The sequence below is a fragment of the Bacteroidia bacterium genome (assembly GCA_041391665.1).
In the GTDB taxonomy this organism is placed as follows: Bacteria; Bacteroidota; Bacteroidia; order J057; family J057; genus JAGQVA01.
This window is the reverse complement of record JAWKNO010000001.1, coordinates 2517706-2535863: the sequence shown is the minus strand read 5'-3', so window position 1 is coordinate 2535863 and position 18158 is coordinate 2517706. Positions and strand designations below refer to the sequence as shown.

The 18158-nt window shown below is 46.2% G+C and carries 16 protein-coding genes; 5 read left to right on the top strand and 11 right to left on the bottom strand.

Going from position 1 to position 18158, the window contains the following annotated elements:
* Position 1 precedes the first annotated feature (1 nt).
* From hypF to hypE, 4 genes are read left to right on the top strand one after another with little or no spacing between them, the layout of a single operon-like run.
* A complete protein-coding gene (gene hypF, locus R3D00_10450) occupies positions 2 to 2353 on the top strand; it encodes a carbamoyltransferase HypF (protein ID MEZ4773591.1) in 2352 nt (783 codons plus the stop codon).
* Positions 2301 to 2540 carry a HypC/HybG/HupF family hydrogenase formation chaperone gene (locus tag R3D00_10445; protein MEZ4773590.1) on the top strand — a complete coding sequence of 80 codons (240 nt, stop codon included), beginning with the start codon at positions 2301 to 2303 and terminating at the stop codon, positions 2538 to 2540. Before hypF ends, R3D00_10445 begins: the two co-directional genes overlap by 53 nt.
* Positions 2540 to 3631, top strand: a complete 1092-nt coding sequence (hypD, locus tag R3D00_10440) for a hydrogenase formation protein HypD (protein ID MEZ4773589.1) — start codon at positions 2540 to 2542, stop codon at positions 3629 to 3631. Before R3D00_10445 ends, hypD begins: the two co-directional genes overlap by 1 nt.
* Positions 3628 to 4680 (top strand): hydrogenase expression/formation protein HypE, encoded by a 1053-nt coding sequence (gene hypE, locus R3D00_10435; protein MEZ4773588.1) that lies wholly within the window; start codon positions 3628 to 3630, stop codon positions 4678 to 4680. The genes hypD and hypE overlap by 4 nt, the downstream gene beginning before the upstream one ends.
* 26 nt (positions 4681 to 4706) lie before the next feature.
* On the opposite strand, the gene R3D00_10430 is transcribed toward hypE, so the two are convergent.
* The 4 genes from R3D00_10430 to R3D00_10415 all read right to left on the bottom strand — a co-directional run bounded on the left by R3D00_10430 (position 4707) and on the right by R3D00_10415 (position 9823).
* Positions 4707 to 5825 (bottom strand): serine hydrolase domain-containing protein, encoded by a 1119-nt coding sequence (locus tag R3D00_10430; protein MEZ4773587.1) that lies wholly within the window; start codon positions 5823 to 5825, stop codon positions 4707 to 4709.
* A gap of 83 nt (positions 5826 to 5908) precedes the next feature.
* Positions 5909 to 7027 carry a helix-turn-helix domain-containing protein gene (locus R3D00_10425; protein MEZ4773586.1) on the bottom strand — a complete coding sequence of 373 codons (1119 nt, stop codon included), beginning with the start codon at positions 7025 to 7027 and terminating at the stop codon, positions 5909 to 5911.
* Positions 7028 to 7097: 70 nt separating this feature from the next.
* Positions 7098 to 7838: a response regulator gene (locus tag R3D00_10420; protein ID MEZ4773585.1), complete on the bottom strand. Its 741-nt coding sequence runs from the start codon at positions 7836 to 7838 to the stop codon at positions 7098 to 7100.
* Positions 7835 to 9823, bottom strand: a complete 1989-nt coding sequence (locus R3D00_10415; protein MEZ4773584.1) for a histidine kinase dimerization/phosphoacceptor domain -containing protein — start codon at positions 9821 to 9823, stop codon at positions 7835 to 7837. Before R3D00_10415 ends, R3D00_10420 begins: the two co-directional genes overlap by 4 nt.
* Before the next feature lie 252 nt (positions 9824 to 10075).
* On the opposite strand from R3D00_10415, the gene R3D00_10410 reads away from it, so the two are divergent.
* On the top strand, positions 10076 to 10702 hold the full coding sequence (locus R3D00_10410; GenBank protein ID MEZ4773583.1) for an NAD(P)H-dependent oxidoreductase: 627 nt from the start codon (positions 10076 to 10078) through the stop codon (positions 10700 to 10702).
* A 138-nt stretch (positions 10703 to 10840) separates the two neighbouring features.
* On the opposite strand, the gene R3D00_10405 is transcribed toward R3D00_10410, so the two are convergent.
* The 7 genes from R3D00_10405 to R3D00_10375 all read right to left on the bottom strand — a co-directional run bounded on the left by R3D00_10405 (position 10841) and on the right by R3D00_10375 (position 18112).
* A complete protein-coding gene (locus R3D00_10405) occupies positions 10841 to 11383 on the bottom strand; it encodes a hypothetical protein (protein MEZ4773582.1) in 543 nt (180 codons plus the stop codon).
* A gap of 105 nt (positions 11384 to 11488) precedes the next feature.
* Positions 11489 to 13660 carry a PQQ-binding-like beta-propeller repeat protein gene (locus R3D00_10400; protein ID MEZ4773581.1) on the bottom strand — a complete coding sequence of 724 codons (2172 nt, stop codon included), beginning with the start codon at positions 13658 to 13660 and terminating at the stop codon, positions 11489 to 11491.
* A 2-nt stretch (positions 13661 to 13662) separates the two neighbouring features.
* On the bottom strand, positions 13663 to 14637 hold the full coding sequence (locus tag R3D00_10395) for a hypothetical protein (GenBank protein MEZ4773580.1): 975 nt from the start codon (positions 14635 to 14637) through the stop codon (positions 13663 to 13665).
* A gap of 106 nt (positions 14638 to 14743) precedes the next feature.
* The gene (locus R3D00_10390) at positions 14744 to 15088 is read right to left on the bottom strand and encodes an MmcQ/YjbR family DNA-binding protein (GenBank protein MEZ4773579.1); all 345 of its coding nucleotides are present in this window, start codon (positions 15086 to 15088) and stop codon (positions 14744 to 14746) included.
* A gap of 50 nt (positions 15089 to 15138) precedes the next feature.
* Positions 15139 to 15714: a 2'-5' RNA ligase family protein gene (locus R3D00_10385; GenBank protein ID MEZ4773578.1), complete on the bottom strand. Its 576-nt coding sequence runs from the start codon at positions 15712 to 15714 to the stop codon at positions 15139 to 15141.
* A gap of 18 nt (positions 15715 to 15732) precedes the next feature.
* Positions 15733 to 16503, bottom strand: coding sequence for an MBL fold metallo-hydrolase (locus R3D00_10380; protein MEZ4773577.1), 771 nt, complete (start codon positions 16501 to 16503; stop codon positions 15733 to 15735).
* 76 nt (positions 16504 to 16579) lie between these two features.
* Entirely contained in the window at positions 16580 to 18112 is a 1533-nt protein-coding gene (locus R3D00_10375) for an acetylxylan esterase (GenBank protein MEZ4773576.1), read from the bottom strand.
* Positions 18113 to 18158 lie beyond the last annotated feature (46 nt).

Here is an 18158-nt window from a genome sequence, read left to right as displayed (position 1 = left end):
AATGGCTACCTACCACATCCATATTGAGGGTCAGGTACAAGGCGTCGGCTTCCGGCCTTTTGTCTATCAACTCGCCCGGTCACTCGGCCTGGCAGGGGTAGTGAACAATGGGCTGGATGGAGTGCACATTTATTTTAATACATGCGCCTTGTCTGCCCAAAGTTTTTGCCAAAAATTACTGAAAAATAAACCCCCGGGAGCAAAAATTCTTCGCTACAAACTGGAGAAAACCGATCCGCTGTTTTTCACTCAGTTTGATATCGTAGAAAGCTGCCGCACAGGCTGGCAATCTAATCTCCTGCTTACGCCTGATATGGGGCTTTGCGACGATTGCCGGAAAGAACTGCATACCCCCGGAGACAGGCGCTATGGCTACCCCTTTATTACCTGTATCAACTGTGGGCCCCGCTATTCGATTATCCGCGAACTGCCCTACGACAGAGAAAATACAGAAATGGCACCATTTACTATGTGCCCGGCCTGTCAGGCTGAATACGATAACCCATCCATAAGGCGGCATTTTTCCCAGACTAATTCCTGCCCGGATTGCGCTGTGATGTTACAAATCGTAGCCGGACAAACAGAAGCTGGCAGGCAACTGCAATTACCTTCTGGGCTCAGCCCGGAAGCATGTATAGCTATTACTGTACAGGCACTGGCTGAGGGTAAAATTATTGCCATAAAGGGTATCGGCGGATACATGCTCATCTGCGACGCAACCAATCCACGGTCCATTGCCTCGCTGAGAAAACGCAAACATCGCCCTTCGAAACCATTTGCCCTTATGTATCCCAGCCTGGAAATGCTGGCAGAGGATGTTTACATATGTGAAGAGGAAGCAAATGCATTTAACAGCGCTGAAAGCCCGGTTGTGCTTTGCTCGCTGCGGGAAAACCCTAAAAGTGGTATCGATATCACCGGCATTGCTCCCGGACTCCACCGTATAGGCGCAATGCAGCCTTATACACCCTTAATGGCGCTGATTTTATCAAAATGGCACAAACCCCTCATCGCAACCAGCGGAAATATGAGTGGGTCGCCTATTTTCTATGAAGATGAACAAGCAAAGGAAAACCTCGATACAATTGCGGACTTGTTCCTCATTCACAACCGCAATATCCTTATCCCTCAGGACGATAGTGTCATACAGTTTACCGGCAAATACAAACACAAAATAATCATCCGCAGATCACGGGGTTTCGCGCCAACTTATATCCACTCCCATATACCCGATGCCCAGCCTTCCCTGATAGCGATGGGTGCAGACATGAAAAGCACTTTCGCGCTGCAGCATGCAGGAAATATATACATAAGCCAATACCTCGGCAATCTGGAGAGTTACGACACACAGAAAAACTTTGATAAAACCCTCAGCCACTTTCTCTATCTGCTTGATGCCAAACCGGACAAAGTTTTAGTGGACAAACACCCCATATATTTTTCATCTGCCAGGGGTCGCGATTTCTCAGAAAAAGCAGGGATTCCCATTGAAGAAGTACAACACCATATCGCCCACTTTGCAGCCGTACTCGCCGAAAATGATCTTATTCAGCAGCAAGAACCTGTGCTGGGAATCATTTGGGACGGGACGGGGTATGCCAATAATGCGGGTACCGATGAAATCTGGGGAGGGGAATTTTTTGTTTTTGACAATGGCGACTTCAAACGGGTGGCACATCTGGACTACTTTTCCCATATTTTAGGAAATAAAATGGCGACAGAACCCAGACTTTCGGCGCTGGCAATGTGCGAGGATCTGCCAGAAGCAAATCTTCTGCTGAGTCGCCATTTTTCAGAAAAAGAATGGGCATTTTATCAAAAGCTATTTGCACAGACCGCTCACCTCAAAACCTCCAGTGTCGGGCGTTTATTTGATGGTGTGGCAGATCTGCTCGGCATACAGTCTGTATCCAGTTTTGAAGGAGAAGCCGCCATGCGGCTCGAAGCACTGGCAGATCAATACCCGCGACTGCCAGCGGAAAACGGTATGTATCAGACAGAGAGAAAATCGCTATTAAAAAATATCCTTGATGATTTGCTCCGCGGAGTGGACAAAAGCAAAATAGCCTTTCACTTCCACCTCGCCCTTGTCTCATGGATAGAAGAAATCGCAGGGTTAAATCGCATGCATAAACTGGCATTCAGCGGTGGCGTTTTTCAAAATGCCCTCCTGACAGATCTGATCATAGAGAAGTTGGGCAAAAAGTATGCGCTGTATTTCCACAAAGAACTATCACCCAATGACGAGTGTATATCTCTTGGCCAACTGGTCTGTTCCTCTTTACCCAAAACAACCTATCATGTGTTTAGCAATTCCAGGGAAAATAGTCACCACCAACGACACACCGGATGAGCTTTTCCGAACAGGGAAAGTTTCTTTTAGCGGGATACTGAAGGAAGTCAATCTTTCTATGGTGCCGGAGGCGCAGCCAGGCGACTACGTGCTCGTACATGTCGGCGTTGCGATAAGCGTAGTAGACGAAGAGGAAGCAAAAACGACTTTTGAATATTTGAAACAAATGGGCGAACTGGACGAATGATGAAATACCTCACCGAATACCGCAATCCTGAAGTTGTGCAAGAATACCTTGACGAACTTCGCCGAATCACCACGCGCCCCTGGACGATCATGGAAATTTGCGGAGGACAAACCCATAGTCTGGTAAAAAATGGCATACTGGATATGCTCCCGCAGCAGATTACAATGGTTCACGGTCCGGGATGCCCCGTTTGTGTAACGCCATCCGAAGCGATTGATGAGGCGATATGGCTTGCCGAAAAACAAGGCATGACCCTTTGCTCATTTGGGGATATGCTCCGCGTACCCGGCTCAGAAAAAAGTCTGCTCGAAGCAAAGGCAAATGGCGCTGATATACGCATGGTTTATTCACCACTGGAAGCGGTAAAACTGGCAAAAGAAAATCCGTCGCGTCAGGTTGTATTTTTTGCCGTAGGTTTTGAAACCACTGCTCCGGCCAATGCGCTCTCCGTACTTCAGGCCCATCAACTAGGATTAAAAAACTTTTCCCTTCTCACCGCTCACGTGCTTGTTCCCCCGGCCATGGAAGCCATTCTCGACGACCCGGAGCATACGATTGATGCATTCCTTGCGGCTGGCCATGTATGTGCCATTATGGGAATAGAAGAATATCTTCCGGTGGTTGAAAAGTACCATATACCCATTGTTGTTACGGGTTTTGAACCGGTGGATTTGCTTCAGGGAATATTAATGGCAGTGCGACAACTGGAGCGGGGGGAAACAAAGCTGGAAAACCCTTATGCACGTGTTGTACAACCGAAGGGCAACAAACCTGCCCAACAACATATCTCAAAAGTTTTTGAGATCTCCGACCGAAACTGGCGGGGGATTGGTAACATCGCCCGGAGCGGTTACCAGATCAACCCAACCTATGCCCAGCACGATGCCCGGAGAAAATTTAATATACAACTGCCGTCTCCGGTCGAGGAAAACAAAGCGTGTATCGCCGGGGCGATTCTAAAAGGAATAAAAAAGCCGCCGCAATGCCCCAGTTTTGGCACAAAATGTACCCCTGAATGCCCACTGGGCGCACCCATGGTGTCGTCAGAAGGCGCTTGTTCTGCTTATTTTCAATACAACTTCCAGCTATGACCAAACGCTCTGTCCAACTAAACTGCCCTCTGCCAAAGCTCGACTTTGACGTCATCACCCTCGGCCATGGAAGCGGTGGCCTGCTGACCCACCGGCTGCTCGATGAATGCGTAAGGAAGCTACTGGATAATGAATTTCTCGACGAGCAACACGATGGCGCATACCTCAATCTACCGGGAAAGGTAGCTTTTAGCACAGATAGCTTTGTCATTTCTCCCATATTTTTCCCCGGAGGCAATATCGGCGAACTGGCTGTCTATGGCACGGTCAATGACCTGGCCATGTGCGGTGCGATTCCCCGATACCTTTCGCTCGCTCTTATCATAGAAGAAGGGCTGAAAATGGACGACCTCTGGGAAATCATCGTAGGGATTCGCTATGCCGCCCTTCAATCGGGGGTGAAGATTGTAACAGGCGACACCAAAGTGGTGGAAAAAGGGAAAGGCGACCAGATCTTTATCAATACGACCGGCATTGGCACCCTCCACCCAAATGCAAATATTCGTGCCGGACGTATACAGCAGGGAGACAAAGTAATTCTCAGTGGTGAAATCGCCACACATGGAATGGCCGTCATGTCTGTACGGGAAGGATTAGAATTTGAGGCAGATATACGCAGCGACAGTACCAATCTGAATGATTTGGTCAGCAACCTGCTGGAAGAGCTCGGCGACCAGATTCATTTCCTGCGTGACCCCACCCGGGGAGGCATTGCCACAACTTTGCACGAAATCGCGCAAAAATCAGGCCTGGGAATCGACATTGTCCAGGCTCAGATTCCAATAGATCAACAGGTTGATGCCGCCTGCGAAATGCTGGGACTAGACCCCCTGTATGTGGCAAATGAAGGCAAGTTTTTAGCTGTCGTTTCAGCATCTGTGGCAGATAAAGCCGTGGAAATTCTGAAGAGAAGCCCCAAAGGAGAAAAATCAGCCATTATTGGTGAAGTTACCGCAAACCATGCCAGACAGGTGGTGATGAGAAGTACAATCAATGGCAGGCGCGTGTTGGGCATGTTACCCGGAGAGCAATTGCCCCGGATTTGTTGATTTATCTGCCATTCTTGCCCTGTTCTTCATCGGGCTACTATTCGCATCAACGCCTCCCGGAGATTTTCTCCGTCACCAAATGAATCTGGATTAAATTGGTCATTATTACTCAGGATAATAATAGCATGTTGTGTATCGGGTAGTCTTACCAGTACTGTATTTGCCCCCATGATACCACCTCGACGTTCCATAACAAGTGGCTGTGAGGGGACAAATGGATAATGATAATTCCAAACCCCATATCCAACGTAATTGTATTCCGAATAGGATTGAGATAATAACTTATACATTTCTTCATTCAGAAGTATATTTTCATACAACGCCTGATCCAGCTTTAGGAGATCTGAAGCAGTCGAATACATAGCACCTGCTGCATAAAAATTTTCAATATAAAACCGGGGATCCTTTTTAGGCTTGTCGCTTTTTTTATAGCTGAAAGTACCGGCAAAATTCTCCGGGTATCGGTTATGTTCGAGAAAGCCGGAATCATTCATTTCCAATTTGTCAAGAATATGGGTTTGAATTTCTTCTTTCCAAGAATTACCTGTAACGCGCTCTATGATCAGTCCCAGCAGAATATAGTCAATGTTATTGTAATGGAAAGACCCGAATCTTGCTCCAGATTCATTTGCCATGGCAATAGACACCATCTCTTCCGGATCCATTGTTTTCTTATATGATTCGTTCTTTTCATTGGGCAAACCAGAAATATGCAACAGCAAATGGTGAACAGTAATATCTGAAGAACCGGGAATTGCCAGATCAGAAAGGCAATCTTTCAGGGTCATCGTCAATTCCAGCTTATTTTCCTCCACCAGTTGCAACACCCGGATTGAAGTAAAGAGTTTGGTGATTGATGCTATTGAATAGTGATATTCGTTTTTGATGACTATTTTTTTATGAATATCTGCCAGGCCATATGATTGATAAAAAACTGATTTTCCAGCTTTTGCAACCAGAATCGTTCCGGAAAACAGTTTTTCGCTAACATATTTTTCTACAAATACTGCGATCTTTAACGAGTCATCGATTTCTGAGTGGTTAGCATCTTGCTGCACCGGGAAGGAGGGGTAATTCTCCGCTAAAGGTGGGCAAAGGGAGAAAAATGATTGAATAACAAGCAGAAGGATAATTGCAGAAGCCATAATCATAGAGTTAATGGTAAATGATGGCTCAAATCTGCGGTATTTCCACCTGCCAATCGTCTCAAAACGTGTTTTGGGAAGTATCAGGAAACGTTTTGGGACAATTTTTGATATTCGGATGGGCTTTTGCCCGTAAATTTTTTAAATACCCGATTGAAAGTCGACTTCGAATTAAACCCCGATTCCAATGCAATTCCTAATAGTGTCATATGTTGCAAATCCTTATCCTGTATATGCCTTTTTACTTTTTCTACCCGGTATTGATTCACAAAATCGATAAATGGAATCCCAAACCCCTGGTTGATCTGAGCAGAAATCAGCCGGGAAGGCAATTTTAATTGCCGGGCAAAAGCTTCCAGCGTCAGGTCCGGGTTGAGGTAATATTCCCCCTCAGCCATTTCTGTTTTAATTTTTTCCACCAGACTTGTATCAATAATAACCTCAGTTGCGGGATTTTTTTCTTCTGTTTCTGAGGAAAAGCCAGATAGGCGAAGATTGGCTTGCATCAGCCCTCCTGCAGCCAGTGCCAGGATAGAGATCCCCATACCTATTGCAGAATATCGCTGGTCAGCATAGTATTGCCAGATTTCTCTGACAAATAAATCTGCCAGCCACAATAAACTCATGACAATCATCAGACTCTGGACTATTTTCAACCAGTTAAGGCTGATCTTTGAAACTTCAGAGAAATGATTGTTGAGCCACTTTTGGTATCGGACTATCAACCGAATGGACAAAAACAGGTACAAAATGAGCGAAATCAGGCTTAGGTTAAATTCAAGATCGTAGGTAATGGGTCGATGAACCTCAAGCCAAAACCACCTGCGAAATTCATAATCTCTGAGTTGCAGAAATACATACAGCGAAGCCTGAATAAGTACCGGTAGAAAATGTCCGATTTCCCTAAAACTGAAGGTAAACCGACTGTCCGTAATCGCAAGGGTGTAAAAATACACTAAAGGACCAAATGCTAAGGAAAAGTAAATAGGCAGAAAATAGAAGTTGGGATTTTGCTGATAAATGGTAGAAATATTAAAAAAGGTATCACACAACCACAATGAAAAAGTGAGCAGCAACAACCCCAGATACTTGTTTGCCTTTAGGTTATTTTGTTGAATCAGGAGAAGCAATGCCGCAAAAAAACCCTGTGCGATTACCGTACCAATAAGAACCACCGAAGTTTTTAAGGGAATTTCAATCAAACCAAATGCTATTAATATTGAATATAGGCTATTACCAGAAACCTAACTAATTTTAATTTATATCAAAGGCTCAAATCGACTGAATCCGCGTCAGCAACTCTTTCCGGTAAGCTTTACTCAACAACAAACTTTTGCCCCCCACCAACACGGTATTTTCATCTACCTCATCGACATGTCTGAGGTTGACAATATAAGAGCGGTGAATACGCTGAAATAAGGCGGCGGGTAATTTTTCCTCCAGATTTTTCATGGGCATTGTCAGGAGGTAATCCTTTGTCTGGGTGATAATACGGCAGTAATTTCGCTCTGCTTCCACATAAAGAACCGTATCCAAAAGGATTTTTACCTTTTTTTCTTTGTGGTGAACAAAAATTCTGTCTGAAAGAATAAAAGGAAAATCTGCTATAGGTTTTTCTTCCGTAACGTTAGGGGTGGCCATAAGACTAAGCGCTAGCTCTATTGCGCGTTGAAGATCCAGTTTTTTGAAGGGTTTGGTCAGAAAGGCATAGGGCTTTGTTTCTTTTGCCCGTTGAAACGTAGCATCATCAGAATTGGCTGTGAGAAAAATCACGGGGATATGATGGGTCTGCCGCATTATCTGGGCCAACGCGATACCGTCCATACGGCCTTTTAGCTGGATGTCGAGCAAAACAATATCAGGCGTATTCTCTGTAAGGTAAAGCAGCGCTTCTTCAGCCCGGGGAATGATATCCATAACCTCATAACCGAGTTCGGTGAGAAGCAGGGAGATCTTCGCCCCGATAATCATTTCGTCTTCTACCACCAAAACTTTGATGGGGTTTTCTTTCATACTGCACTTTTCAGGTTAAAGTCAAAGAAAATAGTCGTTCCATTTTTCACTTCTTCCCACATCGAACCTTGCAATTGCCGTGTCAGCAGGGCCACCAGCTGCCCTCCGAACCCGGTTCCCTGGATCACACTGCTTTTTCCCACACCATTGTCGGAGATTACCATATGCAGGATGCCTTCCTTTTTTTCTTCCAACTGGATGCGAACCGATCCTTTTCTCCCGTCAGGGAATGCATATTTCAGCGTATTGGTAAGCAACTCGTTGACAATCAGGCCAAGGGGAACTGCCGAATCAATGTCCATATCCAGTGTATCCATCATACACTCGATTTCCACGCGATCCTCTGCGCCAAAAGAATTAAGAATGCTTTCACTGAGGTTGAAAAAATAGTCTTTCATCTCAATGGCACCCAGATTTTTGCCCTGATACAGTTTTTGGTGAACAATGCCGATAGATTGAACCCGGTTTTGCCCTTCCAGCATGGCATCTTTAATGCCTTTATCTTCAATTTGTGCAGATTGCAAAGCCAGCAGGCTGGAAACCATCTCAAGATTATTTTTTACGCGGTGGTGAATTTCCTTCAACAGCAGCTCCTTCTCTGCATTTTGGGCCTCAAGCAACTGATTGGTTTGGAGCCGGGCGCGATAACTGCGGTACAGGAAAAATAAAAAGCCTGCGAGCAGGATTACCACACCTATACTCAGCCATTGGACCACCCGCTGACTTGAAATCTGTTGCTGTTGTAAGGCAATGGTGGCCTCTTTTTTTTCCGTTTCATATTGTGTCCGCAACTCTGACATTGCGGCATCGCTTTCCAGTGTCATGAGGCTGTCCCGCAGATTCCGCGACTTTCGCTCAAATATTAATGCAGAAGGATAGTCCCCCAGCGCTTCATAAGTTTTGCTTACATGCTGATAGTTTTCGACCAGGTTGGTAAAATCCCCATTACTTTCCTGCAAACGGATGGTTTGCAACTGATAATACAAGGCTTTCGAATGGTTGCCCAACAGAAGATTGGTCTCCCCGAGGTTGGCAATAGCGGTTGAAATGGCATTGGGATAATTGATTTTTTCTGCCATCTTGAGACACTCCTCATAATCCGCCAGCGCTTCTTTATATCTGCCCAAACGCTTGAGGGCATTTCCCCGCGAATTGACAAAATCACACAAAACCGTAACCCCAAATTTCTGTGACTTAGCCAACGCAAGCGTTCGCTCATAATAGGCCAGTGCCTGTTCATTTTCTCCGGAAGAGATGGCGGCATCTCCCGCCCGGCAAAGCGCATACACCAATTCGCCGTAAAGGGCATTTTCCTCACTTATCTTAATGGCCATTTGAGCATATTCCAGCGCCTCTTTGGGCTTTTCCTGCCGATTCAAATCTTCAGACAACCGTTCATACGCATTCGCAATTCCTAACTTATCGTCCAGTTCTTCCATGAGTTTTAAGGCTGCGAGGTCGTATTTCATGGCGCTTTCGATATCGCCTTTCTTTTTGAAAACCCAACTTATTTTAAAGCATGTGGTAGCTTGCCCGCGCTTGTTTCCTACCGCCAGGTAGCCGGCCATTGCCTGATCAAAACACACAGTGGCGGAGTCCAGTTGCAGAAGGTTTGCATGCATCCTTCCCTCCAAATCATAAAACCGGGGCTGCCAGTCTTTATTTGCTGTTTTTTCGGCCAGCGCAACACCTCGTTTGGCATAAGTCAGCGCTTCTTCAAGGTTGGTCATAAAGGCCATATTCACCATTTGGCTGACCAGCTCCAACCTTTGTTCGGGGGCTTTTTCGGTGGCAAAAAGCCTTTCCAGGCTGTCAAGCTGGGCATTTTGGGCGAAGAGCGTATGGAGGGGAATACAAAAGAGAATAAAGGTTTTTCCCAGTCTTAAAAAGGTACGAAACCCGCGAAATACCCAGGTTCGAAATTGAAAATAAACAAAAATGGACCAATATCCATCAGCTATCGAGTGGGTCAGCGCTTCTCCCATAATTGGTTTGAAGTTAATCAATAACCATGAACATTTCATCATTGTAATCCCGGTCGGTCAATAAAACCAAACCTTCGGACAACCAAACCTGTCGTCGGGTCAATCAAACGAAGATTTTAGGAGTCAAGATAATACTTTTATAATATAGTTTCAAAAAATGAAATTTATTTTGTTTGAATAACAATTTTATGTTCGTCTCCATAATCTCATTACAATCCTTTACAACAAATCACCATTAATCCATCAATCCTTATGAAACTGCTTCATATTATTGCTTCGCCCAGAGGCAACAGATCAAGAACTCTCAGCATTTCCAATGAGTTTTTGGGTGTTTTACAATCCAAATATTCTGACCTTATTGTTGAAACCCTGAATCTATCTGAAGAATCGCTGCCTGTTCTGGATGGAGCATCAGCTGATGCCAAGTATATGATGATGGGGGGTATAGAACCACAAGGCGAGGCGAAAAACCGGTTTAAAGTCATCACGAAATATGCAACCGATTTTCTGTCCTATGATCTGTATCTGATCACCAGCCCGATGTGGAATTTCTCGGTTCCTTACCAACTGAAACATTATATTGATATAATCATGCAGCCTGGCTACCTTTTCAGATTTACTGAACAGGGTGTGGAAGGCCTGGCCAAAAACAAAAAAATGTTTTGTATTACTACCCGTGGCAATGACTACAGCCCGGGCAGTTATATGAATCAGTTTGACTTCCAGGAGCCTTATCTCCGATCGATATTTGGGATGACAGGTATTACCGATGTCACTTTCATCAACGCGCAGCCGATGGATGTAACTATGGAGATTGCGAAGGCAAACCTCGATAAAGCGTTTGAAGATACCAAGGTAATGGTACAGGCAATTTCCTGATACCCTTCTGTAAATAAAGCTTTTGTTTGTTTATAAATAAAACGAACCACAGAGGTATCAGATATCAGGGGAATTTTATTAACGCCCTGTTTTCTGAAATCTCTGTGGTTTTTTTACAAAAAGCCAAATAGCCCGTGGCTATTTGAAGTCTATTTTCACCTTAAACTGCCCATTTTCAATATTCTTTGTTTTGCCGGTTCTTGTTTTTAGCACGCCAAAAAAATCACCACTCAATACGCTATCCTCAAAAGCATTAATCGTAAGGGTAAAATCTTCATACGAGTAGCCCACAAAGTTGATACTGTCATTATTGTTAAAAAGGGTATCAACAGGATTGGTCAGATTGATGAGGCTCATCTCGGCATACCCTTCCAGTAAAACTTCACGTTGTTTATCAATTGTATAAGGCAGCGTTTTATTCAGAAAGTCCGAATCAAGCACATATATCTGCCCAAGCATCTCTTTGTTTTCATCTTGCAGCACAAGCCCTAGCTGATCCTGGTTTGTGGATTTAATATAGGTATTCCAAAACGAATCATATTCTGCTTTGAGTTCAATTGAATTGCCATCCATTTCAAAGCTTATATAATCGTAATCTGGTTCAACATCCTGGCGGCAGGAAACCAATGATAATAATGCGAATATTACCACGCTGAGCTTAAACATAAATTTGGGATTCATATTGTGTTTATTTTATTCTGGAATAAAAAATGGTTCCCTGTACAACGATCCGTCATGCAGTTTTGTTTTCCCAAAATCATTTATTTTCCGCTCGGCAGGCTGTAGCTATTTCAATGCAAAAGCCATATACCAACCGCCCGGCTTAGCGCCTCTTCCGCCTCCTGCGGCGATGACTATATATTGTTTCCCGTCTACCTCATAGGTAATCGGTGTGGCAAAACCGCCCGCGGGCAATTGATATTCCCAAACGACTTTTCCTGTCTTTTTATCAAAAGCTCTGATCCTTTCATCTCTGGTACTGGCTATAAAAATAAGCCCGCTGCCGGTTACCACAGGGCCGCCATAGGTATCAGTGCCTGTAATGGGAATCCCTCTTGCCGTAAGCTCGGGAAACTCACCCAAAGGAACCGTCCACAGGTAATCGCCCGTATTGAGGTCTATGGCATTGAGCGTTCCCCAGGGTGGTTTATTGGCATTGTACCCGTTGGGATCCACAAAACGGTCCCAGACCTTAATGACGTATTCGGGTTTGTAGGGAAATGTTTGGGGTTCTGCCGGTGTTGCGGCAAGGGGCTTGTCCTGCCCTTCAGCAACTTTGGGGGTAAACTTTTCCTCATTGAGCAGATAGGCAATGAGTGTTTTCCGGTTGTCTTCTGAAAGGTAAGGAAACGCAGGCATTCTGCCGTTTCCGGTTTTGATCAAATAATCGATCTCCGTAGCCTTGCGCCTTTTCCCGACCTCTACCAGGCTGGGCACCAACGTACTGTTTCCCTTGCGATCTTCGCCATGGCAGGCGGAACAATTTCTAAGGTAAAGGACATGTCCCGGAGACATGGAAGCCATCTCGGCATTGCGGGTTTTTACATCGGTCATTTTCAACTCCCAGGGCGATATATTTGCGTTCTGGTATAAAATCCCATCCGGATCTATGGCGTTCCCGCCCCATTCTGCGCCGCCGTTATAACCAAAAAGTATCGTCCCGGCTTCGCCCGGAGGCTGGAACCGGCTCTCCATTTTGGGGAATTCCTGAAATCGTTTTTTGACAAATGCATGGGCCTCCGGAGAAATATTTGTCAGGTCTTCTTCGGTCATCAGTTGCGGGGAAAGCGGCAGTGGCTTTAGCACAAACTTCTGGGTGGGATAGGGATGTTCACCGGGCAAACCCGCTACCGGCACGGGCCTTTCTTCTACCGGGAAAATGGACTCCCCGCTATCCCTGTCCAGTACATAGATAAACCCATCTTTCCCGGCCTGTACTACCACATCTCTCTTCCTGCCATTATGGTTAATCGTAGCCAGGTTGGGCGGACAGGGAAAGTCGCGATCCCAAAGGTCGTGGTGGATGCCCTGAAAATACCATTTCATTTCCCCGGTTTCGGCATCCAGCGCCATGATACAATTGGAGAAAAGATTCATCCCTTCGCGGGCTCCTCCATAAAAATCGGAAGCTGGAGAACCGGTACCAAAATAGACGACCCCGCGTTTTTCATCCACAGACATCCCCCCCCAACTATTTGAGGCGCCGATAAACTTGTACGCACCATCCGGCCAGGTTTCATATCCCGGTTCTCCAGGATGGGGCGTGGTGTGAAATACCCATTTCAGTTTTCCCGTGATCACATCAAACGCCCGGATATGTCCGGGAGCAGCATCACCTCCTTCAGAAACGGTAGATCCGATCACCAGCGTATTTTTGTATATCACTCCCGGACTGGTAGCTGCAACTGTAAGGTTAGTTACCTCGTGGTCAAGTCCGGCGGCCAGCCCGGCGTGAAGGTCTGTCTTTCCATTTTCGCCAAATGAAGGAATCCGTTGTCCGGTCAATGCATCCACAGCATAGAGAAAAGCACCAGCGGTATAAAAAATCCGCTTGTTCTCGCCCTCCTCCCAATACATTACGCCCCGGCTACTGTGAAGGCGCAACCCTTCCTGATCGGGTTCAAATTTCCATAGCTCTTCGCCGGTTCCTGCATGTAAAGCAAACAGATTCAGTTCGGCAGATGTACCATAAAGTACGCCATTCACGACGATCGGCTGACATTGTATTTCTCTTCCCCGCGAAGCAGCTTTACTGCTATCTTTGGCAAAATAAGTCCAGGCGACGTCGAGATTGCCGACATTGTCTGCGGTGATCTGAGTTAAGGGAGAATAGCGGTTATTCGCTTTGTTTCCGCCGTAGGCAGGATAGTCTCTGCCCGTGCCGCCGCTGTATTCAGCAGGATTATTACACCCCATACAAACCAGCAGACAAATGAATAGTAGTAGTCTTGAAGTCATACTTATTGGGTATCCATAACGTAAAATTCGTACAGAATCTGCCAGGTGAAGGTTTCGCCCGGTTCGATTTTCAGATGAATATACGGCTCAGGGCAAACGGTCTTGTGCGCAGACCAGAAAACAAATTTCGAAATCGGCTGGTCACACGTAATACGGACGCCGGCACCGCTTTTTCGATTTTCAATTTTAATATCGTAATCTTCCGCACGGTCGCTGAAGCCTTGAAGATTTCGGTAAAACAGGTGGCCGTTATTTCCCAACTCTTTAGTAAACAGGATCTGATGGCCGTTTATTTCGCCCATAGCACTCGTTTCCCCCGGCTCAACGGTTGGCAGAAAAGGAAAAGAAACCACATAATCAGGCCCGATGGGTTGATTATCCATGAGGAAAAAATTGTGGTTATAAACGTTTGTTTCTATAGTCTTTGATCCGGTGTTTTTCAGGCTATGGGCCAGCACCATTTCAGGTTTGCCTTTGGTGAGCTGAACGGTTTTGGTGTATTCGTAGGCATACGCGTTGTCTGCCAGCGAGTGGGAGAACCTGACGAGATCCGGTTTCTTTTTTATTTTCCACTTACCGGGGTTGGTGATCTGGTAAGGGGTGGTAAAAAAATATTTGGGTTCTACCGGCTTTTCAGCCATTCCGATGCCGATCAGGAGAAAAGATTCGCCGGGCTTAATTTCCTCATACCCCACGGGAGAAAAAGCCTCCACAGGGCCCATAATCGCGTCGTGAAGTGTGGGGCTGTATTTTTCAAACCATTGACCAAAGTAAGTATGCCCTTTGTAGGAAAGGTCAGGCATGACCCCTGCCCAGTCAAAGCGGGAACCGCGATAATACCCCTCTTCAGCATCTGGCAGATAGAGGCGGGCGTGAATGATTCCATTTGAAATTTCAGCTTCCGGAAATTGGTCCATTGGTTTACTCCCTGTTAAGAAAGCAGACAAGATAATAATAATGGTAAATATTTTTTTCATGGATAAAATTCATTGGGATCATTCACAAGTACCTGGTGGACTGTATGCCGGAAGTTTTGTTTGTAGTTATCATGTTCATTCTGTTTTTAGATTCTGTGATTTAATATCACGGGAACTCCTGCACCAGCTCACCCAGGCGTTTGGGTGCAACTGTGCAGTAAGCAGTGGTCAGCGCATCTTGAAATACGGACGCCCCTACTTTGTCGAGTTGCACGAGCGTCCAGCCCTGTTTGCCCCATTTGTTGGGAACGGGATAAATGACCGCAGGAGCCATTGTTGAAAAAACGTCCTGATTTATCTCTGAGAGTTTCAGGCAGGCGAGATTTTTGACCGGGTCGAATGTAGCAAATATCTTCTTCTTTACCCGAAAGGAAGTGTTCTCGAAATGCGGCTCTTCCGTCGCCTCGGGAAAGGAAAGAGCAAGTTCTCTTAGGGTATGGATGGTGATCATTGGGGAAGATTTTTATTAAACGACATACTGGACATTATTGGCACAGAGTATTAAGACAGCCCGCCCAAATGGAGTTTTCTCACAACGTGGAAATGCATATTGTCGTCCGGAACAATGAAAACGAGGCTATCACACAAAAATGTACCTTCCGGTGTTTTTCCTTCCAGCTCTTTCAGGAGAGATGCGGTTGTTTCAACCGAAATAAATTCTGCAATTGTCATGTGTGCATTAAACGGAAACTTTCTTGGCGTCGCGTCTTTAAACAATGAAGCCTTTTCAATTTTTTCCTGCACTTGTTTAACCATCGACTGAGGTTCAATGGAAATCACTACCCCCGGGTAAGGAGGGTAATCTTTCAATTTCCCATAATGGATTTCAAATGGCCTTACTTGCGATGTTATGTCAACCAGTTCTGCCCAGTCGGCTTCTGTGATGGGTCGGGGTATCGGCAAAGAAAGACTGATATGGGCATCGCAATACGACTGGGAGCGGGGATCGAATTCAGAACGAAGGGCATTAACTTGCGAAAATACCGGTTCTGGTGGCATAATTAATATCAGCCCAAACCGATAGGCTTGTTGCCATTTTTCCCAGTGGTCTATATTTTCCGGATAAGTGATATTCATTTTTTTCGTTGAGTTATGTTATTGTTTCACGTACCAGTCCCGCAGCCTCACCTCTATCTTTTTATTATCCTTTGTAACCATTCCCTTAAACGCTTCCACATCGCTCAACCCTTCCCGGCCTCTGAAATGGTAGGGGTAAACGATTTTGGGTTTAAATTCAAGTACGGCACTGGCAGCCTGTTCGATGGTCATAGTAAAGGGCTGATTCATGCAGACAAACGCAACGTTTATCTTTTTCAAACTCCGCATTTCGGGGATATCCTCTGTATCACCGGAGATATAAATCCGCTTTCCGCCAAATGTCAGCACATACCCATTGCCCCGGCCTTTGGTATGTCTGGAGGTTTCATCTTCAGGCAGGTTGTACATCGGTATGGCCATAATGGAAATATCAAACATGTCGATGGTCTGGCCATTATTTAACACAACTAGTTTATCCTTGTACTTTGCCGGCAGCAAATCTGCTACAGCCTGAGGAACGATAAGTTTTGCCTGGGAAGTATTGATTGCGTTTAGCGTAGTCGTATCCATATGATCCTGATGGATATCCGTAATCAGAATCAGGTCAGGCGTGCCCAACGATTTGTAAGCATTTGCCCCGTTATAGGGGTCAACAAAAAGGGTTTTCTGTCCCATGTTTAATACCAAAGCGCCGTGAAACACCGGCTGAATGCTCAGGTCACCTTTTTTTGTCTGGATAATATCTGCTGCCGGAAGCTGGGCATACCCTGCATGGAAACAGAGGGATAAACCGAGGAAAAGGAATAGGTAAACGCTATTTTTTTTCATAACTGATTATGTTGGAAAGAAATAAATGGATGAGAATGTTGGTACAGACCGCCGTCTCATCCGGGAAAGATATTTTTTATTGTGCGGGTGTCCTTTCATAGTTCAGCAACTTGCTCGCCCAGGGAATAAAGTACTGAAAGTTGGGGGCATCGGTATGTCCGCCGTCGTGCTGCCGCCAGGCCAGTTCGCCCTCCAGCATATCGGTGAGCATGGGCGGCATGGTTTCGGTCAAATAATGATTGGAAACCCCGATATCGTGTGCGCCCAGTAATTTGAACACAGAACCTGCGGCAACCGTCGCCATATAACTGCCTTGCTGGTCCAGCCACCGGGAATCTCCCTTCTCAGGTATTCCATAACTGATGAAAGTAAAACGCGGCGCGCAAAGCGCAATCAATTCATGCGAATCGACAGGCAGGTCGCAGCCGGTTTTGCGGCCAAAGGCGGCCTCTTCTGCCCCATATTTTAAATAGTTGCCCGCCATCCAGTGATATTCTCCGGAGCCGGTAAGGTTTTCTACCGCCTCGCCAAATACACGCCGATGGAGGGCTGCGCCTCCTTTACCTGATGAGCCAATCAGACCGAGGGCAAACCGCTCTTCAAATGCGAGGGTCACCAATGCAGCTTTGCCATAACGCGATACGCCTTCAATGCCCACTTTTTTTGCGTCCACCAACGTATCTGTTTCGAGATAATCGAGCCCCCGGGCGGCTCCCCAGGCCCAGGCCCGGAGCGAACCCCAGTCCTCAGGTTTACGCGGCTGTCCTTTGTTTACCAAACCGATGATCCCTCTTGTCAGGCCTGCGCCATTGTCTGCCTGTATACTCGAAGGGTCAATGGTTACATACCCCCACCCCGCTGCCAGCAGTTGCTCCGTAGGGGGAGAGTCGCCGGTAACGGGCGGGGCAAAAAAACTGGGGCGGGGCAATCGGGTGATTGGTGTATAAGCCGGATACCGGTCAAAGATTTCTTTCATCTCTGGATTGTACTGAATCATCATCTCTTTAAAAGTGGTATTCAGCTTATCCATATCCTCTGGCGAAGGTTGGGCAGGAGCGGGAAAAGAAGGACGGCCAAACATCATCAGCACGGGCACAGGCCCTTTTACATTTGTGGGTACCACCAGCATCATGTTGATATTGACATCAATCAGGGGGTAGGCGCTGTTATCCACATGGCCGACCAGTTGTTTGGCGATGACGGGTGTGCGGCCGACAAACTCCCGGTCTGTGATTTCGACTGTCCATGTGACTTTGGGAATATTGGCGGGAAGCCGTCCGTACACTTCCCGTTCAAAATCTTCGATAAGCTCCGGTCTGCGTTTTTTCCACCAGACGTCGGCAGAATTTACCTTTTTGCCTGCATTGGTTGTGAGTACGTCGGGCAATTCCGGGCAGGGATTGGCAGCAGATTCGTCATAATTGGCGTGATTGGGAGCAGATTCGTTGCCGTTGGCGCCAGGCCTCAACCGGGTGATTCCCAACTGTTTCATCATTTGGGCGTGGTCTTCCTGTGCGGTAAATGTGGTGAGGGGAGGATGTCCGTTGTTCTGCCCTGAGGCAAGGTGTCCCCATCCCATGGCAAGCCATACAAACAGAAGCTTTTTCATGTAGTCAGTTGTTGATTTTTGAGGATACGGTATGGTTGTGCGAAAA